The sequence below is a fragment of the Pedobacter sp. UYEF25 genome (assembly GCF_054061655.1).
Genome location: NZ_JBSSEL010000008.1, coordinates 134801 through 153722, shown reverse-complemented (window position 1 = coordinate 153722; position 18922 = coordinate 134801). Strand labels below are relative to the sequence as shown.

Here is an 18922-nt window from a genome sequence, read left to right as displayed (position 1 = left end):
TTTATTTTCCCCAGTAATTAAGTTGATTTATTAATTTATATCTATTTAAAGTGGTTTGCACAAAAAGATTCTGCGCGGCTAAGTAATTGTTTAAAGCAATAACGAAATCAGCGATTTTTACGTCGCCAGTGTGCAAAAGTTTTGCATCTACCTCTATTAATCCTTTCGCAAATTTTAATTGCTTTTCAATTTGTGGAAAAAGCTGTTGTGTACTTGCTAGTTGTTGTCGGATTAAATTAAGCTGCTGGCTCCGTTGCGTTATAAAAAAGTTTTTATATCTGGCCACTGTGTTTAAACTCAAGTCTATTTTATTGTATTCTAGCTTTCGCTGATGACCATCATAAATCGGAATAGACAACGTAAAACCAACGCTAGTGCCAAAGTTTTTATAGGGCTGAAAAATGAGCGAGGAACTGTACCCTCCATTTGCGTAAATAGACAGTTTTGGCGTATAACGCAGCGCGATGAAAGATTTTTGATTGATGCCTATTAAACTATCTACCTCAAATTTTTTAATAAAAAACGTGGGTGTCTCCACAAGATTTTCAATTTCTACAGTTGGAGCATCTAAAACCCTCAGCGCTGTGTCGGCTATGCCTGATAAATAATTTAAAGCTCCAAACTCGCTCTTAAAGTTTAAAATGCTTTGTTCAAGGGCAAGCTTTTGCTGTTGATAACTTACTAAAAACGTTAAATATTCAGCTTGTTTAACAATGTTACTTCTGGTAAGTTTTCTTAATAACGTATCTTCATTTGCAAGCAACTTAACCAATTCCTTGTTAAAAGCTACTTCTTGCTGGCTTGCATACGCAAATATATACCGTTCAGTTATTGTCCTTTGTAAATCTAAACGGGTAAATTTCGAAGCGTAATTTACTGAGTCGGCGCTGAGTTTTACACGTTCTAAAGCATTGCGGGTTCTATTGCCGTTTAGGAGATTGTAATCAACTTGCAGCAATCCTTCTAACGCTTGTCCATTTGTTATGACTTGATCAAAACCGTAACCCTTAATGCTTGGGGCAAAACTGCCAATGCCATTGGCATTTACTTGGGGTTTCGTCCCTGCATAAATGAGCGCGCTATCTAACTTTAAAGATCTCACCTGATTTCTAAAATCGGCCAAGGATGGGTTGTTTTGTTCCGCTTGATTTAGAAAATAGTTTAGAGGAAGTGCGGGCGTCTGCGCGTACAATTTTGATCCGCAACACAGCAATAAACACATAAATAAGGTTGCTTTCGCAAAACTTTTAACTATAACCATGTTTTAAAAAAAGTGATCGACATTTTTATTTTCCAAAGGTGTTAATTGACGAAAAAAAATTGTTCCAATTGCACTAAAACTGAGCAGCAAAAAACACACCTGGAGTGCCTTCTTGATAAGTCGGCATAAAACTGATATTTTCATGTTTTTTAGAACCAAAAATTTCTTTCATATATGGGTAAACCAAATAGGCAATTTTGGTAGAGGCAATACCGAATCCGGCGCCTGCAATGGTATCGCTTAACCAATGTTTATTGTTGTAAAGGCGCAAAACACCTGTAGCAGATGCAACTAGATAACCAGAATAGGCAATAAATGGCGATTGATCTTTATATTCCTGATGTAAGAATTCTGCCGATGCAAAAGCAGAAGCCGTGTGGCCGGAGGGAAAAGAGTTGTTTCCAGAATTGTCTGGCCGCGTCCTTCCTTGCAATTTTTTAACCAAGAAAGTGCTTCCTCCCATTATTGCTGCCGAAGTTACGTAAAGTAGGCTAGCATCGCCAAGACTGTGCCTGCCTTTTACACCGGAAAGATTTAGTGCGTAAACAGCAGCGACCGGGACAAATTGCAAATAATCGTCTACATGAGTTACGAAATGCGGATGGTCTTGTTGCAATTTGTCTTTAATGCTTCGATCTAAACGGTTAAGGGCGCCAGTGGTATTGGCAGCAACGAAGCCATAAGTTACTAAAACAGTCGGAAGAATAAATGGTGCAACCTTAAATTTTTGCCTGGTCACTTGCTGATATAATTTGCCAGAATCTAAATAATTGACTTGGGAATTTGTAGTGCGCTGAGCATAACTGAAGCTTACAGCGCAAAGCAGAAGGAAGGAGAATAGGATCGATTTCAATAGATAATTTTTTTCAAAAATAAAACTAAAATCTGTAGAAAACTTGTAGTACTTAGCTTTCAAAAATAATGTTGATCGTGTGTTTGTCATTTTGGTACTGGTATAAAAAATCAAAGTGATAGAGCGCACAGATTTGCTTAACGAGCGCTAAACCCAATCCCAGTCCATCTGAAGACTGAGATTTGCTAAATCTATTAAAGAATAGGTCCGGAATTTCTTCATCTCGTCCCGAGTTGGCAATAGAAAGCGTTGTATCGGTTAGCGAAATTTCTACCACACCTGCAGGCACATTGTGTTTAATTGCATTGCTTAGAAGATTATTTAACAGAATATCCATCAAAAATCTACTCATCATTAATTCTTTTGGTACTAATTCTGTCGAAACTGTCACATTTTTTTGTTCGAGCATTCCTTCAAACTGACGCAGTTTTGAGATCAAAACTTCAGCTAAATTGATGGACTGCGCATCGGGCAATAAGTTGTTTTCTATTTTGGTAAGGAGCAAGAGTGTTTGATTTAACCTAGAAAGTTTACCCAGCGCATCATAAATATCGGTCAAAATCATACTCTGCTCTTCGTTAATTGGGTTTGTTTGGAGCAGCAGGTCTAACTTCGAAAGAACCACAGCAATTGGCGTGTTCATTTCGTGTGACGCCGTATCTGTAAAAGACTTTAACTCTTTATAATCACGGTTAACCCTTGTAGCCATTTCACTTACCGAACTGCCCAACTCTTCAAATTCTGATATAGTGGTTGGTTCAACCGATAAAGTGTCCGAGTTGCTTAAATTAAAATCTTTAAGCTGCCTCAAAAGTTTGTAAAAAGGTTGCCAAAGTTTATTTAAGATCAAACGATTTATCGAGGCAGAGCTAAGCAACAGAATTCCGGTAATGCCGAGCGTAATTAATAAAATAATGTGTAGCAAATCATCAGATTCTACGGTAGATCTGATGATGGTTACTTGATAACTTTGATTTTTGATTTTTAAAAATGTGGTGAGTTTTCTTGCAGGTTCTGTTTCGTTCTCTTTTGAATTAAATATATCAGCATCAGCAAAAAACCTTTTCTTATCCCCTATCGCAGGAATTTTTTTATAGATGATTTCTTCATCTATGTAATTTGAGCTAAGCGGAAGCTCCTGAAATTTCTTGGCGTAGTAAAAGATTTCATGTTCCTCGATCAAAAGATCTGCATCTAATTTGTTCTGTAAAATTACGCTGATCACTACATAATAAACAATGCCGGTAATGATCAGCATTGCTAGAGACACGAGCAGATTTACCTGATTGTATTTTCTAGAGAGTTTCATTAAATAGAAAATTTATATCCTATTCCATATATAGAGTTCATGTAATCTTTTGAGCCGGCTTCTAACAGTTTTTTTCTAAGGTTTTTAATGTGCGTATAGATGAAATCGAAATTATCTACAACGTCAATTTCATCCCCCCACAGATGCTCGGCAATGGCATTTTTACTTACTACCTTACCTTTATTTGCTAAAAAATAAATTAAAAGATCGAATTCCTTTTTCGTTAGCGTTAAACTTGTGTCGTTAACAGAAACTGTTTTGGCGGAAGCATTTACATAAATCTCATTAAACTGGATGATGTTTTCCCCATCAAAATGTTTTCTTCTTATAATGGCGCTCACCCTGGCCATGAGTTCAGAAAGATGAAAAGGTTTAACCAGATAATCATCAGCACCCAGATTTAGTCCGGCAAGCTTATCGTCTAAAGAATTTTTAGCCGAAATAATAAGAATGCCAGCCTTGTTGTTTACCGCTTTTAATTCCTTCAGTAAAGTTAAGCCATCGCCATCTGGCAAACCGAGATCTAATAAAATACAATCGTACTTATAAAGCGCAATTTTTTCTGATGCTGTCAACAAATTTGTCGCATACTCGCAAATGTTCCCTTCCTCCGTAAAATAACTCTGTATGCTGCGTAAAAGCGGCAATTCATCTTCAACAATCAATAATTTCATTCCTATATGTGTTGTAAATTTTTTACTCCCAATAGCAAACACGCTCAAAACCCTAACTTAACTATTCTTTAGCAATCAGCTTGCATTTTTAGCAATTCTATTAGATCAGCCATTGACATTCGTAAAACAGAACGTTTGTATTTGGCAATTTAAACACGATGATAGATTTAAAATCTGAAGAAAACTTGAAGTTCTCTGTCGCAATGATTTAAATGATTTATTGAAAATACGCTTCAAATTTACGACAGAATGTCGAGCTACATTTGAATTATGAAAACGAACTTATTAATGTTAACCGCTTTTCTAGGATTATCGGTTAGTGCTTACGCACAAAAAAACATCCCAACAATTGTAAAAAGCGCATTTGCAAAAGAGTATCCAGGTGTTAAAGCCAATTGGGATAAAGAAGGTAATAAATATGAGGCTAGCTTTAAGATGAAAGAAAACAGCATGAGTGTTTTATACAGCCCGAAAGGAGTGGCAGAAGAAACTGAAATGGACATGAAAGCAGACATGCTTCCTGCCGCTGTGAAAGCTTATTTAGCCAAAAACTTCAAGACTGAAAAGATTAAAGAAGCTGCAAAAATTACCAAAGCTGATGGAACTGTAGAATACGAGGCAGAAATTAAAGGCAAAGATTATTTATTTACGCCAGAGGGAAAATTTATTAAGGCAGTAAAAGACTAATAAATATCCAGATTATCTATACTTCATTTCTTGGCGGATGTTTCCTCATCCGCCTTTTTTTTTGGAATACTAGGCTATTTACCTATAAGTCTCACAATTTAATTACTTGTTCCAGTTTAAACTTAATACAGTTGGATTACATTTTTGGCTTTTTAAAACTGATGGGAATTCCTAACTTTTTAACTTAACCAATCGAATAGAGCATTACGTTGTGGCTAATTCCTTGGATGGCGTAAAAATTTTAATATTTAATTCATCAAAACTTCAGAAAGTCTTCAGTTTTTTTCGTTTAATTTGGAAGTAAGATTAAACCATCCACAAGCTTATATTCCAAATTGAGTTGTTCTTAAATACAAACATTTTCACCTAACTTTTAATAAAGATGGATCGCAAAGATTTCTTAAATGCTATTGGAATGAGTGCAGCTGCTTTTGCACTCGTTAACTGCATTGGCTGTCAAAAAACTACCGGCTTATCGGCTGTCGGTACAACAGGCCCATCAGGTGTTGATTTTACACTTGATTTAAGTCTCACTGCAAATGCAGGTTTGCTGAATAATGGCGGTTCGCTGGTTTCTAATGGTGTAATTGTAGCCAAAACCAACGCAGGTAATTATATTGCCGTTCAGCGATCCTGTACGCACGAGAGCTATCCTTTAAACTACCAAGCTTCAAACGCCCGGTTTTATTGTCCCAACCACGGCGCAACATTTTCTGAATCAGGCAATGTAACAAATGGGCCGGCTTCGCGTTCTTTAGTCGCTTATCACACCATGCAAACGGGTTCTTCTCTAAGAGTTTATTCTTAATATATGAAAATTTTATTCATTTGGTTTATCGGTTTTATAGGTCCGCTTGTGTGGATGGGAAATTTTAATCAGGCAGAAGCAGAGGCAAAAACTGCACATAAGCTTATTTTAATTAATTTTTCTGGCTCAGATTGGTGCGGCCCTTGCATTCGTCTTCGAAAAGAGATACTTGAATCGGCTGAGTTTTCTGACTATGCGAAAGAAAAACTTGTGTTGGTTAGAGCAGATTTCCCTCGACAAAAGAAGAATCAATTGTCAAAAGATCAAGTTAAGTTAAACGATGCCCTTGCCGAAAAATACAACATGGACGGTAAGTTTCCCTTTACTTTGCTAGTTAATGAAAATGGTAAAGTTTTAAAAACTTGGGATGGACTTCCAAATGAAAGTCCTGCGGAATTTGTTAAAGAGCTTTCAGCGGTTGGCCATTAAAGAAATAGATCGTCACTCCTCCGTTAGCCGCATTCTCAAATTAATGGGCAACCGTTTTGAGTTTACCGTTATTGCCGATGACAGTGATTCTGGAAATCATGCCATTGATTTAGCCATCGCAGAAGTAAGTCGAATTGAACGCTTACTTACTACTTTTAGTGATCAAAGTGAAACCAATTTGATCAACAAAAGTGCAGGTTTAACACCCGTCAAAGTTTCAAATGAAGTGTTTTTATTGATTGAACGATCGTTAAAAATCTCTGGAATAACTGATGGTGCATTCGACATTACCTATGGATCTATTGATAAAAGCCTATGGAATTTTGACTTGACGATGAAGAAATTGCCCGATTCGGAAACGGCGCTAAAATCTGTGGATTTAATTGATTATCGAAATGTTATTCTGAACAAAAAAAATTCAACGGTATTTTTAAAAAATAAAGGCATGCGTATTGGCTTTGGCGGTATTGGAAAAGGATATGCAGCAGACATGGCTATGAAAACATTAAAAGAAGCCGGAATAAAAAGTGGAATTGTAAATGCAGCGGGAGATTTAATCACTTGGGGTAAACAATTAAACGGCAAGAATTGGACCGTAGGAATTGCGGATCCAAATCAGACCAGTCGCCCTTTTTCGTCTTTAAATATTAGTAATATGGCAATTGCCACCTCCGGAAATTATGAAAAATTTATCACCATTGATGGCAAGCGCTATTCCCATACCATCGATCCAAAAACTGGTCTTCCGGTCACGGGCGTAAAAAGCGTGAGTGTTATTTGCCCAAGCGCAGAGTTGGCAGATGCCCTCGCCACACCAATAGTGGTCATGGGCGTTAATGTGGGGGTTAATTTAATTAACCAATTGCAACAAGTTGCATGCATTGTTATCGACGACGATGACAAGATATCTGCTTCAAAAAACATTAATCTGAAATAATTAAAAATGAAATCAATAAAAAGAACAATTTTTTTAAGTGTAGGATGTCTTGCTGCCATCTCGCTAATGGCGTCTTGTGCAAGTGTAAAGCCGTATCAAAAAAACCGACTTAACGATGCCGAAATGATTTTATCTGCACGGAAGGTTCAGAAATTTGAGCAAAGTTTTCAACTCTATCGGGAGGGCGCCTCGGGTGCGAATGGTGGAAAAAGTGGTGGTGGATGTGGTTGTAACTAGCAAACTAAATGAAAAAAATATATCTTAATGTGGCTTTTATGTACTTGAGTTTACTCGGTGCATACGGACAAAGTAAAACCGCTCCAGTGAGTAGAAGCGATAGCAGTTACCATGCTCGAAAACTTAAAATTGACGAAGTAAACTTAGTTTCCGCCTACTACAACCAAGATGGAAACAACTCGGCAGTTACGGGTGGAATTGGTACCGAGAAATTAACCGATATAGCCAATACTTTTGACGTACAACTATCCAACTTTAACAAAGTTGGTAAAAAAAATACCTTTTTGTTTGAGCTTGGTGTGGATCATTATACCTCTGCCTCATCGGATAAGATCGATCCATCTACCATCTCTTCTGCATCTAGTGCAGATACCAGGATTTACCCTTCGTTAAACTGGACACGCTCTAATGAGCAAACTGGCAATTCCTATGGTTTTACAGGTTCTTATTCAACAGAGTTCGATTACCAAAGTGTAGGTGGTGCTTTTAACTTAACTCGTTTATCCAAAAATAAAAACACACAGTTTGACTTTAAAGCGCAGGCGTTTCTAGATCAATGGACTGTTATTTTGCCAATTGAATTGCGAACCGGGAATGCGGGGAAGAAAGGTGAGCAATATGCCACTGCTCCGAGAAATTCATTTAGCGCATCGTTCGCACTTTCGCAGGTTATCAATCAGCGTTTTCAGGCGTCCATTAACATCGAGCCTTCCTATCAACACGGTTTATTAGCGACTAAATACCAAAGAGATTATTTTACCGATGGATCACTTCGCGCCGAAACACTGCCTGATAAGCGCTATAAGCTGCCTATAGGAATCAGGATGAATTATTTTCTAGATGACCGATTTATTGTGCGTGCTTTTTACCGATATTATATGGATAATTGGGGAATCAGGGCACACACTGCAGAGTTGGAAATACCGGTCAAAGTTAATTCATTTTTTTCCATTAGTCCGTTTTACCGGTACAACAATCAGCAAGGCACGAGGTATTTTACCGCTTACGGACAACACCAAGTTGGCGACACTTATTTTACCAGTGATTATGATCTTTCGACGTTAAATAGTGATTTTTACGGCGCAGGTGTAAGACTTTCTCCGCCTAAAGGGGTTTTTGGTTGGCAGCGATTAAACAGCGCAGAGCTAAGGTACGGACATTATACCAGGTCTACAGGTCTTGCTTCTAACATTGTCTCGCTAAATTTAAAGTTTAAGTAGGATGGCAAAGTAATTATTTGCCATGTAAGTTTCGAATTATCCATTGATTTTAGAAGAATAAAGAGGCACAAGGGCCCTTTATTCTTTTTAATTTAAGTGGATTATTCTCTATAATTAATTAACACAAAACTACAACAAGCCACCAGCAACAGTAATTCTTTCCCCGGTAACCCAGGCTGAATCGTCTGATGCAAGAAAAACTGCCACTTTTGCCATATCTTCTGGCTATAACTCAGACAAGCATGAGCGAAATGCTTTTACGCAACAAACTTTGTTGCTGTAATCTTTTTGGTCAACAGCTGCTTTAAATTTTATCTATTTTTTGCTGTACTCAAAAATGTAACCAAAATGTCTTCAGAATTTATGCTTTACTTTATCTATTGATAAGCGTCACATGAAATTTTTAAGCAAAAATGCAAACAAGATATTGGCTATTATTATAATAGGCTTTCTTGTCCTCACTGCATTCATACTAATTTTTCCTTCCTCGCGGATGGATCTAGAGTTTTCTGAAGAAGTCCAAGAACATCATAACTCCCTCTTAGATTTTTTGATGAAGGCTGTAAGTTGGTTTGGACTTATGTACAGCTCCGTTATAACGGTAACGATAAGTGCTACGGTCTTTTTTTTAGCAAGGAAAAGACGGGCGGCCTACTTTTGCTTTTCTACCCTGTTAATTGGGTTGCTTACCTATTCTATCAAAGTTTTGGTGAATAGACCAAGACCTGGAAAAGACATTGTTAGGGTAATTGTTGATGCGAAACATCAAAGTTTTCCAAGTGGTCATGTGGCGTTCTACCTTGTTTTTTTTGGCTTTATCGCCTTCGTCTTGCACCATCATAAATGGTTAACGAAAAGCGGTCGAAATATCGTTATATACTTCTGTCTGATCATGATATTGACTGTGCCACTATCTAGAGTTTACTTAGGTGCACATTGGTTTACCGATGTTTTAGGTGGCTTTTTATTAGGAATGGCGTTTTTATGGATACTTATCCGGCTATATCTAAAAGCCAGTCCTGGTAAAACAATTGGCTAGCGCTACGCTTTACAGATATAGTTGACAAACAGCTTCTGTAACAAACTTATTAACTACAAAATTACTTCAGCATTTTATTCTATTTCTGCAAATATTAAGTTTATATCTTTTTTATGAAATACATTTTACTTGCAGTTATCCTATTTTTTAGCATCTCTCTAAAAGCCCAAAAAACCGTTAAAATCACTGGTTTTGTTCAAGATTCTATTACGCACGCTGCGATAGACTACGCTTCTATCGCGCTTTTTAAAACAGGAGACATCAAACCTATTGATGGTGTGGTTACAAATACCAAAGGAGGCTTTACTCTAAGTAATGTTAAAAGAGGCTCGTATAAAATGGTAATAGGTTTTATTGGTTATAAACGTAAAACAATAGAAGCTATTAAGGTTGACGGTGTAATCAGTGTAGTTGATCTGGGCGACCTGTTCCTAAGTTCGGAGAGTAAGTTACTAAAAAGCGTAACGGTAACGGGCAAGGTGCCTACTATCCAAAATAAAATCGATAAAATTGTTTACAACGTAGAAAATGATTTAACCTCACAAGGAGGTGCTGCTGTAGATATTTTAAAAAAAATCCCTCAAGTTTCTGTTGATATCGATGGTAATGTGCAGCTTTTGGGAAGCTCCGGTGTTAGGTTTCTAATCGACGGAAAGCCATCAACCATTTTTGGAAGTAACGTTGCAGATGCGCTAAAATCTATCCCTGCAGACCAGATAAAGTCTGTTGAAGTTATTAGCAGTCCTGGTGCTAAATATGATGCTGCCGGCACCGCCGGCATTATCAACATCATCCTAAAAAAAAATAACGCATACGGGGTGAATGGAAGTGTGAATCTATCTGCCGGCACGAGAAGGAATAATGGCTCGGTTAATTTGGGAGCGAAAAATGGGAATTTTGGCTTCAATGCCTATTTCAACGGCAACAATCAACCAAACACACTTGCTTTAAATAACACAAATCGAAATTCTTTTTTTGCCGATACAACTAATACGCTTATCCAAAACGGCAATACTGAAAGCAATAGAGGCGGCATACGCACCGGGTTAGGTATAGATTGGGACATTAATAAGAAAAATAATATTACTGCCGCTGTTAGTTATGATAATTTTACCAACGATAATAATGGCTTTAATAACCAAACAATTGAAACTTTTAAAAGTAGTCAACTGGTCGATAGGGAACTGTCTTTATTAAACTCAAATAGCCATTCAAATGAGCACGCGTTTGATTTGACGTTTGCCTATAAAAAAAAGTTTAAAAAAGAAGACGAAGCGTTAAATATTGAGGCAAATGCAGGATTGGGGAAAAGTACTAATGCTTTTAGTCAGCAACAGTCGTTATTAAATTCAAATCCTTTTTCTGGTTTAAAAAGCAGTAATAAGGGTTTGGATAACGAATTTGAGGTAAATATAGATTACACCTACCCGATAAGTGATAAATTCACTTTAGAAACAGGCGCTAAAACCACCAAAAACCGCATCATCAGCGATGCTTTGGTGAATTCATTAGACAACAACACGCAAATGTTTATCCCAAATCTATCGCAGACAAATAGTTTAAACTACAAAAGGGATATTTATGCTGCGTATGTGTCTGGCACTTACAAACTTTTTAAGTACCTGGATGTAAAATCTGGATTGCGGTATGAGCGGACTTTATCAGATGCAAGTTACTCACAAGTGGGAAACATCAACATAAAGCCCTACAACACTTTCGCCCCTTCGATTGTAATTGCACACAACTTTGCAAATACCAATAGTCTAAAGTTAAGTTACAGTTACCGGATAGAAAGACCAGATTATGAAGATTTAAATCCTTTTCTAGACTTATCTGATCCTCGGAATGCAAGCACAGGAAACCCCAATTTAAAACCAGAAATTGGAAATAATTTCGAACTTGGTTATAATAAAAATTACAAAAAAGGCGGCAACCTTAACATAGCGGTATTTTTTAGACACAATAGCCAAGACATTAAATCTTTCGCTACGTTTTACCCAGAATATGTGGTGGGAGATTCGACTTATAAAAACCTAACTCTAAATACGCGATTAAATATTGGACAAGAAATAAGGGAAGGTATAAGTATTTCGGGTTCTATCCCTTTGGGAAGCAAATTAACGGTACGCCCAAATATGTATGTCGCCAATCAAACCCTCATTAATAAATTTACCGGCGGCCCAAATATTAGCGGATTTAGAGCGCGTATCAATTTAAACGCGACGTACGAGTTTAAGCATGATTTTAGTGCTGAAGTATTTGGAACTTACAGCGCACCAGAAAACAATATCCAGGGAAAAAGACCAGCATTTTTCTTTTACAATTTTGCGATAAGAAAACAGCTTCTTAATAAGAAGGCTAGCATTGGTTTTACAACGACCAATCCGTTTAATAAATATATAAATCTTAAGAGCACAATTACTGCAGTTAATTCTGTGAGGTCGTCTTACCGACAACTCCCTTTCCGTTCCTTCGGATTAACTTTTGCCTATCACTTTGGTAAACTAGAATTTAAAAAAGATGGAGAAGACCCGCTGCCAAACTCAGTCAACTAATAAAATAATTTTAACAGCCAATAAAGGCTAATTTTTATGCTCGAGTTTGAGGTGCAATATATTAAGGGCTTTTCTTGGCCGGAATTGTTGCAAGGCACTCCTTATCTTTCTTATCCTCGACAACCGAAAGATAAATCACTAAGCTCAGGATTACAACAAGAAATACAATATTTACGACAACAATTGGAACCCCGAGCCCTCCATCTTTTGGTGTTTGAGTCAAAAGATCGCCGATTGATGCCCCTAGCGGCCGTGTGAGTATGTAGGCTAACCAAAATGCAAGAACCGCATTTAGCTTTACATATTTGTACGATAAGAATATAAGTAGAATGGTACCGGAGAACAAGCTTGCCGCTATTGGATAACCCAAGCCCAAACGCTCTGATAATAAATCGCCGCCAGAAGTACCTAAAGCAAAGGTAAACAGAATAGCCCCCCAATAGAAAAATTCGCGTCTTGTAGACGTTATCTTATGAACCGATAATGTTTTTTCGCTCGCATACCACGCAATAAACACAATGATAAGTCCGGCGCCAAAGCACACGGTGGTTGTAACCAAACTAACCCCAAGGTTATCAACCAGATTATCGGATATTAAAGTACCCATAACACTTATAAATACGACTACCAACCAGTAAATCCAAGGGACATATTTGTGGTATCTAAATTGGACAACAAGTACTATAATTAGCAGTGCCGTCATTACATAAGACGTGTTTACCAAACCAAGCCCTAAATTTACGTTAAGAAAATCTGCAGCAGTCTCACCAATGGTGGTTGCTAAAATTTTGATGATCCAAAATGCCAAAGTAACGGCAGGAACCTTGTTTAATAGATTTTTCATCGTTGATTTCTTTTTTAGTTTGACAGAAATAAAAATCGATTTTATTTGATACCACTCATCACAAAAACCAGTGTCTCAATGCTTAATTTCATTAAGTTAAAAGCGAGGTTAAATTTTTTGTCAATCCTCCAAATTACACCTCGTTTTTTACAACAAGTTAGCTTTCAAATCTGTAGGCTTTTAGTAGAAGTTTGACAAAATCTTTTTATTAGAAATTTGGGACCAAACATAGATAGGTCTGAACTTCCATTGAAGAAGGATGTTCTATAGATCATCGTAAATGATCCCTAAAAATTATTTGAGCGAATAGTTCGTTATCCTTTTCGTTGAATACCTTATTTGGCGGGTTCGTCACTTGACTTATGTTAAATCAAATTTGATGTACGACATTACTGGTAAGGAGAATAACCATATGAAAACTTCTCAAACAATGTTGAAAAGACCGAAATTTATCATTATAAATGGAGCATATTTTGGAGATGGAATTTACCTTTCTCCAAATGGATGGGAATTTAATGCCAATTCTGAAGTTTCTAGGGAGAAAACTATGTTATCTCCCCTAAGATTTTATATCCAAAACCAAATTTTCTAATATTTACGCTCCGGTTTTAATGACCATTTACACATTGACACTTTGCATCTAGGAAGGAGAAAGGGTCCACACCGAGGGCGATTATTAAGGGCAAAAAAAATCTGAAAACAACAGCTCTCAGATTTTTTTTTATTCATACAAATAAAGGTATTATTTGGATTTGTACACCAACAATTTAAAGGAATTAGGTACTGCTTTCCTTGTTCCGGGTTCGAAAGTTGCCACACTGAAATAGATTTTGTGCGTCAATGGATCTAATGCCATCGTTTTAGCTCTATTTTGTGTTGTTAAGGTTTGCATCAATTCATATTGATCTGCCGTTTTTTGTTTGAAAATAGTAGCCGTACCGTCGCCATTAGAAACAAAAACCAACTTTTTAGCGGCATCATACTCAACAGCATCTACTCCAGTTCCGATTGCCAAGGTTTGGATGACTTTTCCGCTGGTTAAATCTACGATACTTAATCCCTTATTTTCCCTGCAAACGGTAAAAAGTCTTTTATTTACAAGATCTAATGCCAATCCTGTAGGTCCGCCGCAAGGTTGCAAATCATAGTTTTTAACGACTTTTAAGGTGTTGGTATTGATGATATCCAAATGGCTCTTATCTTCTAAGTTGTTATAAATTAAACCTTTTCCATCGGCTACAGCGAACTCTGGCGCCCCTCCCAAGTCTACTGATCCTGATTGCGTTAGCATTTTAGGGTCAACCACCGAAGCATTTTTACTGTCTCCACAGAAAGCAAATATTTTCTTCGAGAAAGGATCATAAATGATAGCGTCGGGACCTTCTCCTGTAATTGGTATAGATTTAATAATTTTTAAGGTCTTTGTGTCGAAAGCAATAACAGCATTTGCTTTTCCATCACTAATAAAACCTCTGTTTAATTCATTAACAATGGCGATACCATGTACCCCGCCCATGCCGCTTATGGTGCCAATTAGCTTTTCTGTTTTTAAATCTATGGCATGAACCATGGTTCCGTGAGATACAAACAGTGTTCTGGTCGGTTCATTAACGTAAAGATAATCGTAGCCCCCATCTCCCGGTAGCGAAATGGTTTTATCTAAAATAAATTGGCCTTGTGCCTTTGAAGCGGTGACAGTAGCAGCGAGCGTAAAGACAACAGTGAAGATTGAAAAAAATTTATTCATGTAATTTGATTTTAAGTATAGAATTTATTTTGATGATTGTTATCTATTGAAAAGTTGAACAAACATGATGACAACTTAGTTTTGTTTCTCCGGGCTCTGTTATGTAATGTCTTATAAATCTCGCAATATTGGCAGCGATTTAAGCCTGATGTAAAAATTTAAATTAAACATCAATTAATGCTAATGTTGATTTCCTTTTCCATCGAGGGTATAGGCACCAATGTCACGACTACCTAGGTTGTTCCTGAAGTTCGGATGACCTGTTCCGAAACATGGAGATCCATCTTTTAAGCTAAAATTATAGAGATTCGGAAATCCATTTGGTGCAGCAATAATGCCGTCATAGCTCACAAATAAGGGATTTAAATCTCCTTCTGATTTAGAAATTAAATCGGTATTTTGAGGGACGCCTATTCCGGAAACTGGGTAAAAACCGGCACGGATATCTACTTTCAAGGTTGGATCCCCTAGATCAGCGAATTTATCTATGGTTGCATAAAAAAGATTATTTCCATAACTCGTATGCACTATGTCTCCATCATCAAACAGCTCTAAGCCGTGTAAACAGTTTACGATAATGTTATTGTAAATATGTCCTATCGCGTTTACACCAACAGAAATCGCTCTACCAGGTTCTGCAGCACCGCGTCGCCAACCAATAGAAACAAATGTATTGTTATACACATCAACTTCTGTTTGTGGGAACGGTATTGTTTTGCTTGTTTCTAATTTTACTCCGGAGCCTGCTTGGCTAAAAATCACATTGTAGGCTACCTGTCCGGTTACGCCAGACTTCAAGTTCATACCTTCCCCATCGGTACTGCCAGAAGAACTAATGGTGTTTCTCAAAATAGTCACTTTCGCACCATTAAAAATAGCAAACATATCATCCTGGCCATTGGTAAACCAAGAGTCTTCAATAGCTACATTAATGGGAGCTACAACTTTTAAAGTGGCGCGTGCACTTCCGCTGGCATCTGGCCCACCTGTATTTTCTACCTTAGTCCATTTAATGGTGACCGCTTGGGCAGTATCGCATTGAAAGCCACCCCATGTTCCCGGCTTGTTCTTATCAGAGTTAAAGGAAATCGGCTGGTCTTTGGTACCAACTAAATTTAGAACGCCTTGAACCGTTACTTGTGCATTATTTTTGACAATGATTGTTGATCCTGGCTGTGCGTTTAAAGTGTCTCCTTTTTTAATCGTTAAATCGCCGGTAACGTAATAGGTCTGGTTTGCTTGCAACGTTCCCTTAACAAATCCTTGGATGTCTCCCGGTTGGATTGGACTGGATGTGGGAATTTCGATTTTAGTAAAAGTAGTAACTTCTTCTTTTTTGCAAGAATAAATGGTGAGCATAATTGCCGATCCAACCAATAGAAATGCATGACTTAACTTCATAATCTTAATTTTTAACTTATAGTGAATAACGCAAACCCAGATTAAAACTCATATTATAAACCTCTTTAGACTGCGTTAAATTGCCTATTTTAATGGTTGTAGGTGTATTTAAAATATTGTTTATTTTCGCCGCTGCTGTTAAATGTTTGTATAATTTTTTTTCTCCAGATAAGGACAAAAATGATTGTGGTTGCTGATAATAATCGTACCCATAATTTGGATACACACTTACCAAAGTTTTGTCTGTATATGAATAAGCCAGTTGGACAAATGCTTTGTGTTTATCATTTTTATATAACAGCGAAAGATTTGCAACATTCCCAGTCTGACCTTGTAATGGCCTACTTTGCAACCGCTCTACCGAAGTAGTGACGCCAGAAGCATCTGTAGATGTAAATATTTTAGAAGTGTTAATATTAGAATGGGTGTAAGTGTAATTGCCTGAAACGCCCACTTCGCCAAAAAATCTGCTGTACACCAGCTCTGCACCATACACTTTCGCAGTACCATAATTTTGAGGACTCGTTTGCTGCTGTCCTCCAAGCAATCCATTTAAACCGAATTCTATAGGATTGACAATGTTTTTGTAAAACCCTCCAATAAGAAGTTGTTCATCCGCTTTTGGAAAAAATTCGTACCTTAAATCTACATTGTCTGCTTGAGTATGTTTAACAAGTGGATTGCCTGTAACATCTGTTGCATCGCCAAAAGTTACCGTGGGCACCAACTCATATAGCGCAGGGCGAGAAATGGACTTAAAATAAGATGCTCTCAGGTTCGACTTAGTAGACAGTTCGTATTTTAATTGTAGGCTAGGTAACACATCCGTGTACTTTTTCTGTGCATTGCTCCTAACATCTAAAACAACAGGATTTGTGTCGTAGCCCTGTTTTGTTATTTCAGTTCTCAATCCTCCGGTGGCACTAAATTTGTCAGAAACTAAAGTAAACTGCGCGTATCCTGCAGCAATATCTTCGAAAGCTGTATAATTGGCTTTATCGCTCTGTAAAGATCCAGAGACGTCATAAACGACAAATTCTGAGCTATAAACATCTTTAAATGGTGTTTTTTCACCCCCATTCCCCGCAAGTGGTTTCAACGTATATTGGTTTTGCAGGTTGTATCTTGTACTATGTCGGTATAAGCCACCCGCCTTTAGCTCTAAAGATGTATTCGCACTTAGCGTTGTTTTGTAGGCAACATTGCCCAATGCGGTCACGTCCCGATTTCTACTCCTATCCCAAATCCTAGAAATATTGTATAAAAAATCTGGCGTTGAGGAAAAATCTGGATTAACCAAATGATTGGTAGAAATTACTGCCCGATCGGGGGCATCTTGTTTTGCGTTCGAATAGACGCCTGCCCAATCTAATTTAAAATGTTGGCTTAACACATGTTCTCCACTTAGTTTAAGATTTTCTGCATATTGATTTTGAACAGACGACCTGTTGTCGTCGAACACGGTTCCTGTCCCCGGCCCTAAACGACCACCATTGCCACCAACAATGGAGGTATCTACACTTAATCTAGTTTGATTTAGTTTTGTATACAGGAAGATATTATCTAGCGCCAGTTTGTTCTTTTCGTTAAATTTATAATCTAAGTGAGCGGAAAGTCCATTATTTAGTTGCTGAGTGGAATAGGTTCTGTTCGCTATGTCAGATATAATTGGCTGAAAACCTTTATTCGGTCTAGTATCTAACTGTGCAATATTAAATTGAGAGTTACTGCCGTAAAACTGGTTCTGATAACTGTCTGACACGATAAATCCTAATTTTTTGTTTAAAGCTCGCCTTCCATAAGTAAAGCTTGCTAAAGATGTTACGGGCGCCGTTTTATCACCGAAAGCTAAATTTGAACGAGAGAAATTACCCGGACTTGCTTTATAGTTTACCCCAAATCGATCGGATACGCTTTTCTGTTGAACTGCGCGTTGATCGAATGTGCTGTAGCGCCGGTCGAAAAATAGCGCATCGTAACCAGCAGATGCGCTTGCTTTAAAATACTCGTAGCTTGGAGCATCCTTAAAAACCAAATTCACAGTTCCACCAATCGCATCTGCTTCCATGTCAGGCGTTAAAGTTTTGCTTACCTCAATTCTTTGCAGTAGATCAGAAGGTACAATACTTAAAGAAATAGATCTAGATACAGGGTCTGGACTTGCTACTTTAACCCCATTTATCAATGTGTTGTTGTAACGGGGCTCTAATCCACGTATCACGGCAAACGCTTCGTCAGAACCTGTACTTTTTTGCAAAGTAACTGCAGAAACCCTTTGTAATGCATTGGCTGCACTAATGTCTGGCGACCTTACCATGGTTTGGGCGCTAATTACGTTTTTTATGTTAACAGCATTCTTTTCCGCCTGTCGGGATGAAAGTTCTGATTCTGCATCGACTTTACTAAAAACCGTAATACCAGTTAACTCCTTTGCATTATCGGCCATGGGAATGTTAAGCGTGGGCGAGGTATTACTGTTTAATTGCATCTCTTTTTCAAATCTTTTATAGCCAACATACTTCACTTTTATTTTATATTTACCTGGTTTTAACCCCTTAAATGAGTAAGCTCCAAAGGCATCTGTAAGTACGCCTATCTGCAAATCATCAAAATGAATGTAAGCACCAGGTAGCGGCTCTTTGGTTTGTTCATCATAAACTTTACCCCTTAAATCCAAGGTTTGTTGCCCAAATAAGACGGATGTGAATGAAAGAAAAATCAAAATTGTGAAGTAGAATTTGTACATTATACTGAGCTTTTTTTATGCAAAAGTTCTTGAAGATTCTGTAGGGATTCTGATTTTTTGACCGTATAAAAAAAACTTAACCAAGACTTAATACCGAATTAACATTTACCCTGTTGGCTAATAATTACAGCGCTTCTGTTTACAATTATTTAACAAAGCCAGCTGTTATGTCTAC

18 protein-coding genes are annotated in these 18922 nt (G+C 37.5%); 9 read left to right on the top strand and 9 right to left on the bottom strand.

Annotation, left to right across the window (positions count from 1 at the left end; translation table 11 throughout):
- Position 1 precedes the first annotated feature (1 nt).
- From ACVWYG_RS09725 to ACVWYG_RS09710, 4 genes are all read right to left on the bottom strand, one after another.
- A complete protein-coding gene (locus tag ACVWYG_RS09725) occupies positions 2-1261 on the bottom strand; it encodes a TolC family protein (protein WP_457270006.1) in 1260 nt (419 codons plus the stop codon).
- A 73-nt stretch (positions 1262-1334) separates the two neighbouring features.
- A complete protein-coding gene (locus tag ACVWYG_RS09720) occupies positions 1335-2204 on the bottom strand; it encodes a phosphatase PAP2 family protein (RefSeq protein WP_457270005.1) in 870 nt (289 codons plus the stop codon).
- A complete protein-coding gene (locus ACVWYG_RS09715) occupies positions 2167-3423 on the bottom strand; it encodes a sensor histidine kinase (protein WP_457270004.1) in 1257 nt (418 codons plus the stop codon). Before ACVWYG_RS09715 ends, ACVWYG_RS09720 begins: the two co-directional genes overlap by 38 nt.
- Entirely contained in the window at positions 3423-4097 is a 675-nt protein-coding gene (locus ACVWYG_RS09710) for a response regulator transcription factor (RefSeq protein ID WP_457270003.1), read from the bottom strand. Before ACVWYG_RS09710 ends, ACVWYG_RS09715 begins: the two co-directional genes overlap by 1 nt.
- Before the next feature lie 270 nt (positions 4098-4367).
- On the opposite strand from ACVWYG_RS09710, the gene ACVWYG_RS09705 reads away from it, so the two are divergent.
- The 6 genes from ACVWYG_RS09705 (at position 4368) to ACVWYG_RS09680 (ending at position 8415) form a co-directional block, all read left to right on the top strand.
- Positions 4368-4784: a PepSY-like domain-containing protein gene (locus ACVWYG_RS09705; RefSeq protein WP_457270002.1), complete on the top strand. Its 417-nt coding sequence runs from the start codon at positions 4368-4370 to the stop codon at positions 4782-4784.
- A 382-nt stretch (positions 4785-5166) separates the two neighbouring features.
- Positions 5167-5592, top strand: coding sequence for a QcrA and Rieske domain-containing protein (locus ACVWYG_RS09700; RefSeq protein WP_457270001.1), 426 nt, complete (start codon positions 5167-5169; stop codon positions 5590-5592).
- Between the two features lie 3 nt (positions 5593-5595).
- Positions 5596-6021, top strand: a complete 426-nt coding sequence (locus ACVWYG_RS09695) for a thioredoxin family protein (RefSeq protein ID WP_457270000.1) — start codon at positions 5596-5598, stop codon at positions 6019-6021.
- Positions 5972-6958 carry an FAD:protein FMN transferase gene (locus ACVWYG_RS09690; protein WP_457269999.1) on the top strand — a complete coding sequence of 329 codons (987 nt, stop codon included), beginning with the start codon at positions 5972-5974 and terminating at the stop codon, positions 6956-6958. Before ACVWYG_RS09695 ends, ACVWYG_RS09690 begins: the two co-directional genes overlap by 50 nt.
- A gap of 6 nt (positions 6959-6964) precedes the next feature.
- A complete protein-coding gene (locus tag ACVWYG_RS09685) occupies positions 6965-7195 on the top strand; it encodes a DUF4266 domain-containing protein (RefSeq protein WP_457269998.1) in 231 nt (76 codons plus the stop codon).
- Between the two features lie 8 nt (positions 7196-7203).
- A complete protein-coding gene (locus ACVWYG_RS09680) occupies positions 7204-8415 on the top strand; it encodes a DUF3570 domain-containing protein (protein ID WP_457269997.1) in 1212 nt (403 codons plus the stop codon).
- A gap of 129 nt (positions 8416-8544) precedes the next feature.
- Here ACVWYG_RS09680 and ACVWYG_RS09675 read toward each other — a convergent pair whose 3' ends face one another.
- Positions 8545-8631, bottom strand: coding sequence for a hypothetical protein (locus tag ACVWYG_RS09675; RefSeq protein WP_457270058.1), 87 nt, complete (start codon positions 8629-8631; stop codon positions 8545-8547).
- A 178-nt stretch (positions 8632-8809) separates the two neighbouring features.
- On the opposite strand from ACVWYG_RS09675, the gene ACVWYG_RS09670 reads away from it, so the two are divergent.
- Together ACVWYG_RS09670 and ACVWYG_RS09665 are read left to right on the top strand one after the other, a co-directional pair.
- Positions 8810-9454 carry a phosphatase PAP2 family protein gene (locus tag ACVWYG_RS09670; protein WP_457269996.1) on the top strand — a complete coding sequence of 215 codons (645 nt, stop codon included), beginning with the start codon at positions 8810-8812 and terminating at the stop codon, positions 9452-9454.
- Between the two features lie 113 nt (positions 9455-9567).
- Positions 9568-12009 carry a TonB-dependent receptor domain-containing protein gene (locus ACVWYG_RS09665; protein ID WP_457269995.1) on the top strand — a complete coding sequence of 814 codons (2442 nt, stop codon included), beginning with the start codon at positions 9568-9570 and terminating at the stop codon, positions 12007-12009.
- 61 nt (positions 12010-12070) lie between these two features.
- Here the strand turns inward: ACVWYG_RS09665 and ACVWYG_RS09660 are convergent, their stop codons facing one another.
- Positions 12071-12853: a COG4705 family protein gene (locus ACVWYG_RS09660; protein ID WP_457269994.1), complete on the bottom strand. Its 783-nt coding sequence runs from the start codon at positions 12851-12853 to the stop codon at positions 12071-12073.
- A gap of 412 nt (positions 12854-13265) precedes the next feature.
- On the opposite strand from ACVWYG_RS09660, the gene ACVWYG_RS09655 reads away from it, so the two are divergent.
- Positions 13266-13445, top strand: a complete 180-nt coding sequence (locus ACVWYG_RS09655) for a hypothetical protein (RefSeq protein ID WP_457269992.1) — start codon at positions 13266-13268, stop codon at positions 13443-13445.
- Positions 13446-13595: 150 nt separating this feature from the next.
- On the opposite strand, the gene ACVWYG_RS09650 is transcribed toward ACVWYG_RS09655, so the two are convergent.
- From ACVWYG_RS09650 to ACVWYG_RS09640, 3 genes are all read right to left on the bottom strand, one after another.
- The gene (locus ACVWYG_RS09650) at positions 13596-14600 is read right to left on the bottom strand and encodes a YncE family protein (protein WP_457269991.1); all 1005 of its coding nucleotides are present in this window, start codon (positions 14598-14600) and stop codon (positions 13596-13598) included.
- Between the two features lie 180 nt (positions 14601-14780).
- Positions 14781-16001, bottom strand: a complete 1221-nt coding sequence (locus ACVWYG_RS09645) for a right-handed parallel beta-helix repeat-containing protein (protein WP_457269989.1) — start codon at positions 15999-16001, stop codon at positions 14781-14783.
- A gap of 16 nt (positions 16002-16017) precedes the next feature.
- Positions 16018-18747: a TonB-dependent receptor domain-containing protein gene (locus ACVWYG_RS09640; protein ID WP_457269987.1), complete on the bottom strand. Its 2730-nt coding sequence runs from the start codon at positions 18745-18747 to the stop codon at positions 16018-16020.
- Positions 18748-18922: the final 175 nt, after the last annotated feature.

What these genes read in the sequence shown, in the direction of transcription:
- ACVWYG_RS09725 (WP_457270006.1), bottom strand. Translation starts at nt 1,261, where the DNA reads ATGGTTATAGTTAAAAGTTTTGCGAAAGCAACCTTATTTATGTGTTTA.
- ACVWYG_RS09720 (WP_457270005.1), bottom strand. Translation starts at nt 2,204, where the DNA reads ATGACAAACACACGATCAACATTATTTTTGAAAGCTAAGTACTACAAG.
- ACVWYG_RS09715 (WP_457270004.1), bottom strand. Translation starts at nt 3,423, where the DNA reads ATGAAACTCTCTAGAAAATACAATCAGGTAAATCTGCTCGTGTCTCTA.
- ACVWYG_RS09710 (WP_457270003.1), bottom strand. Translation starts at nt 4,097, where the DNA reads ATGAAATTATTGATTGTTGAAGATGAATTGCCGCTTTTACGCAGCATA.
- ACVWYG_RS09705 (WP_457270002.1), top strand. Translation starts at nt 4,368, where the DNA reads ATGAAAACGAACTTATTAATGTTAACCGCTTTTCTAGGATTATCGGTT.
- ACVWYG_RS09700 (WP_457270001.1), top strand. Translation starts at nt 5,167, where the DNA reads ATGGATCGCAAAGATTTCTTAAATGCTATTGGAATGAGTGCAGCTGCT.
- ACVWYG_RS09695 (WP_457270000.1), top strand. Translation starts at nt 5,596, where the DNA reads ATGAAAATTTTATTCATTTGGTTTATCGGTTTTATAGGTCCGCTTGTG.
- ACVWYG_RS09690 (WP_457269999.1), top strand. Translation starts at nt 5,972, where the DNA reads ATGAAAGTCCTGCGGAATTTGTTAAAGAGCTTTCAGCGGTTGGCCATT.
- ACVWYG_RS09685 (WP_457269998.1), top strand. Translation starts at nt 6,965, where the DNA reads ATGAAATCAATAAAAAGAACAATTTTTTTAAGTGTAGGATGTCTTGCT.
- ACVWYG_RS09680 (WP_457269997.1), top strand. Translation starts at nt 7,204, where the DNA reads ATGAAAAAAATATATCTTAATGTGGCTTTTATGTACTTGAGTTTACTC.
- ACVWYG_RS09675 (WP_457270058.1), bottom strand. Translation starts at nt 8,631, where the DNA reads ATGGCAAAAGTGGCAGTTTTTCTTGCATCAGACGATTCAGCCTGGGTT.
- ACVWYG_RS09670 (WP_457269996.1), top strand. Translation starts at nt 8,810, where the DNA reads ATGAAATTTTTAAGCAAAAATGCAAACAAGATATTGGCTATTATTATA.
- ACVWYG_RS09665 (WP_457269995.1), top strand. Translation starts at nt 9,568, where the DNA reads ATGAAATACATTTTACTTGCAGTTATCCTATTTTTTAGCATCTCTCTA.
- ACVWYG_RS09660 (WP_457269994.1), bottom strand. Translation starts at nt 12,853, where the DNA reads ATGAAAAATCTATTAAACAAGGTTCCTGCCGTTACTTTGGCATTTTGG.
- ACVWYG_RS09655 (WP_457269992.1), top strand. Translation starts at nt 13,266, where the DNA reads ATGAAAACTTCTCAAACAATGTTGAAAAGACCGAAATTTATCATTATA.
- ACVWYG_RS09650 (WP_457269991.1), bottom strand. Translation starts at nt 14,600, where the DNA reads ATGAATAAATTTTTTTCAATCTTCACTGTTGTCTTTACGCTCGCTGCT.
- ACVWYG_RS09645 (WP_457269989.1), bottom strand. Translation starts at nt 16,001, where the DNA reads ATGAAGTTAAGTCATGCATTTCTATTGGTTGGATCGGCAATTATGCTC.
- ACVWYG_RS09640 (WP_457269987.1), bottom strand. Translation starts at nt 18,747, where the DNA reads ATGTACAAATTCTACTTCACAATTTTGATTTTTCTTTCATTCACATCC.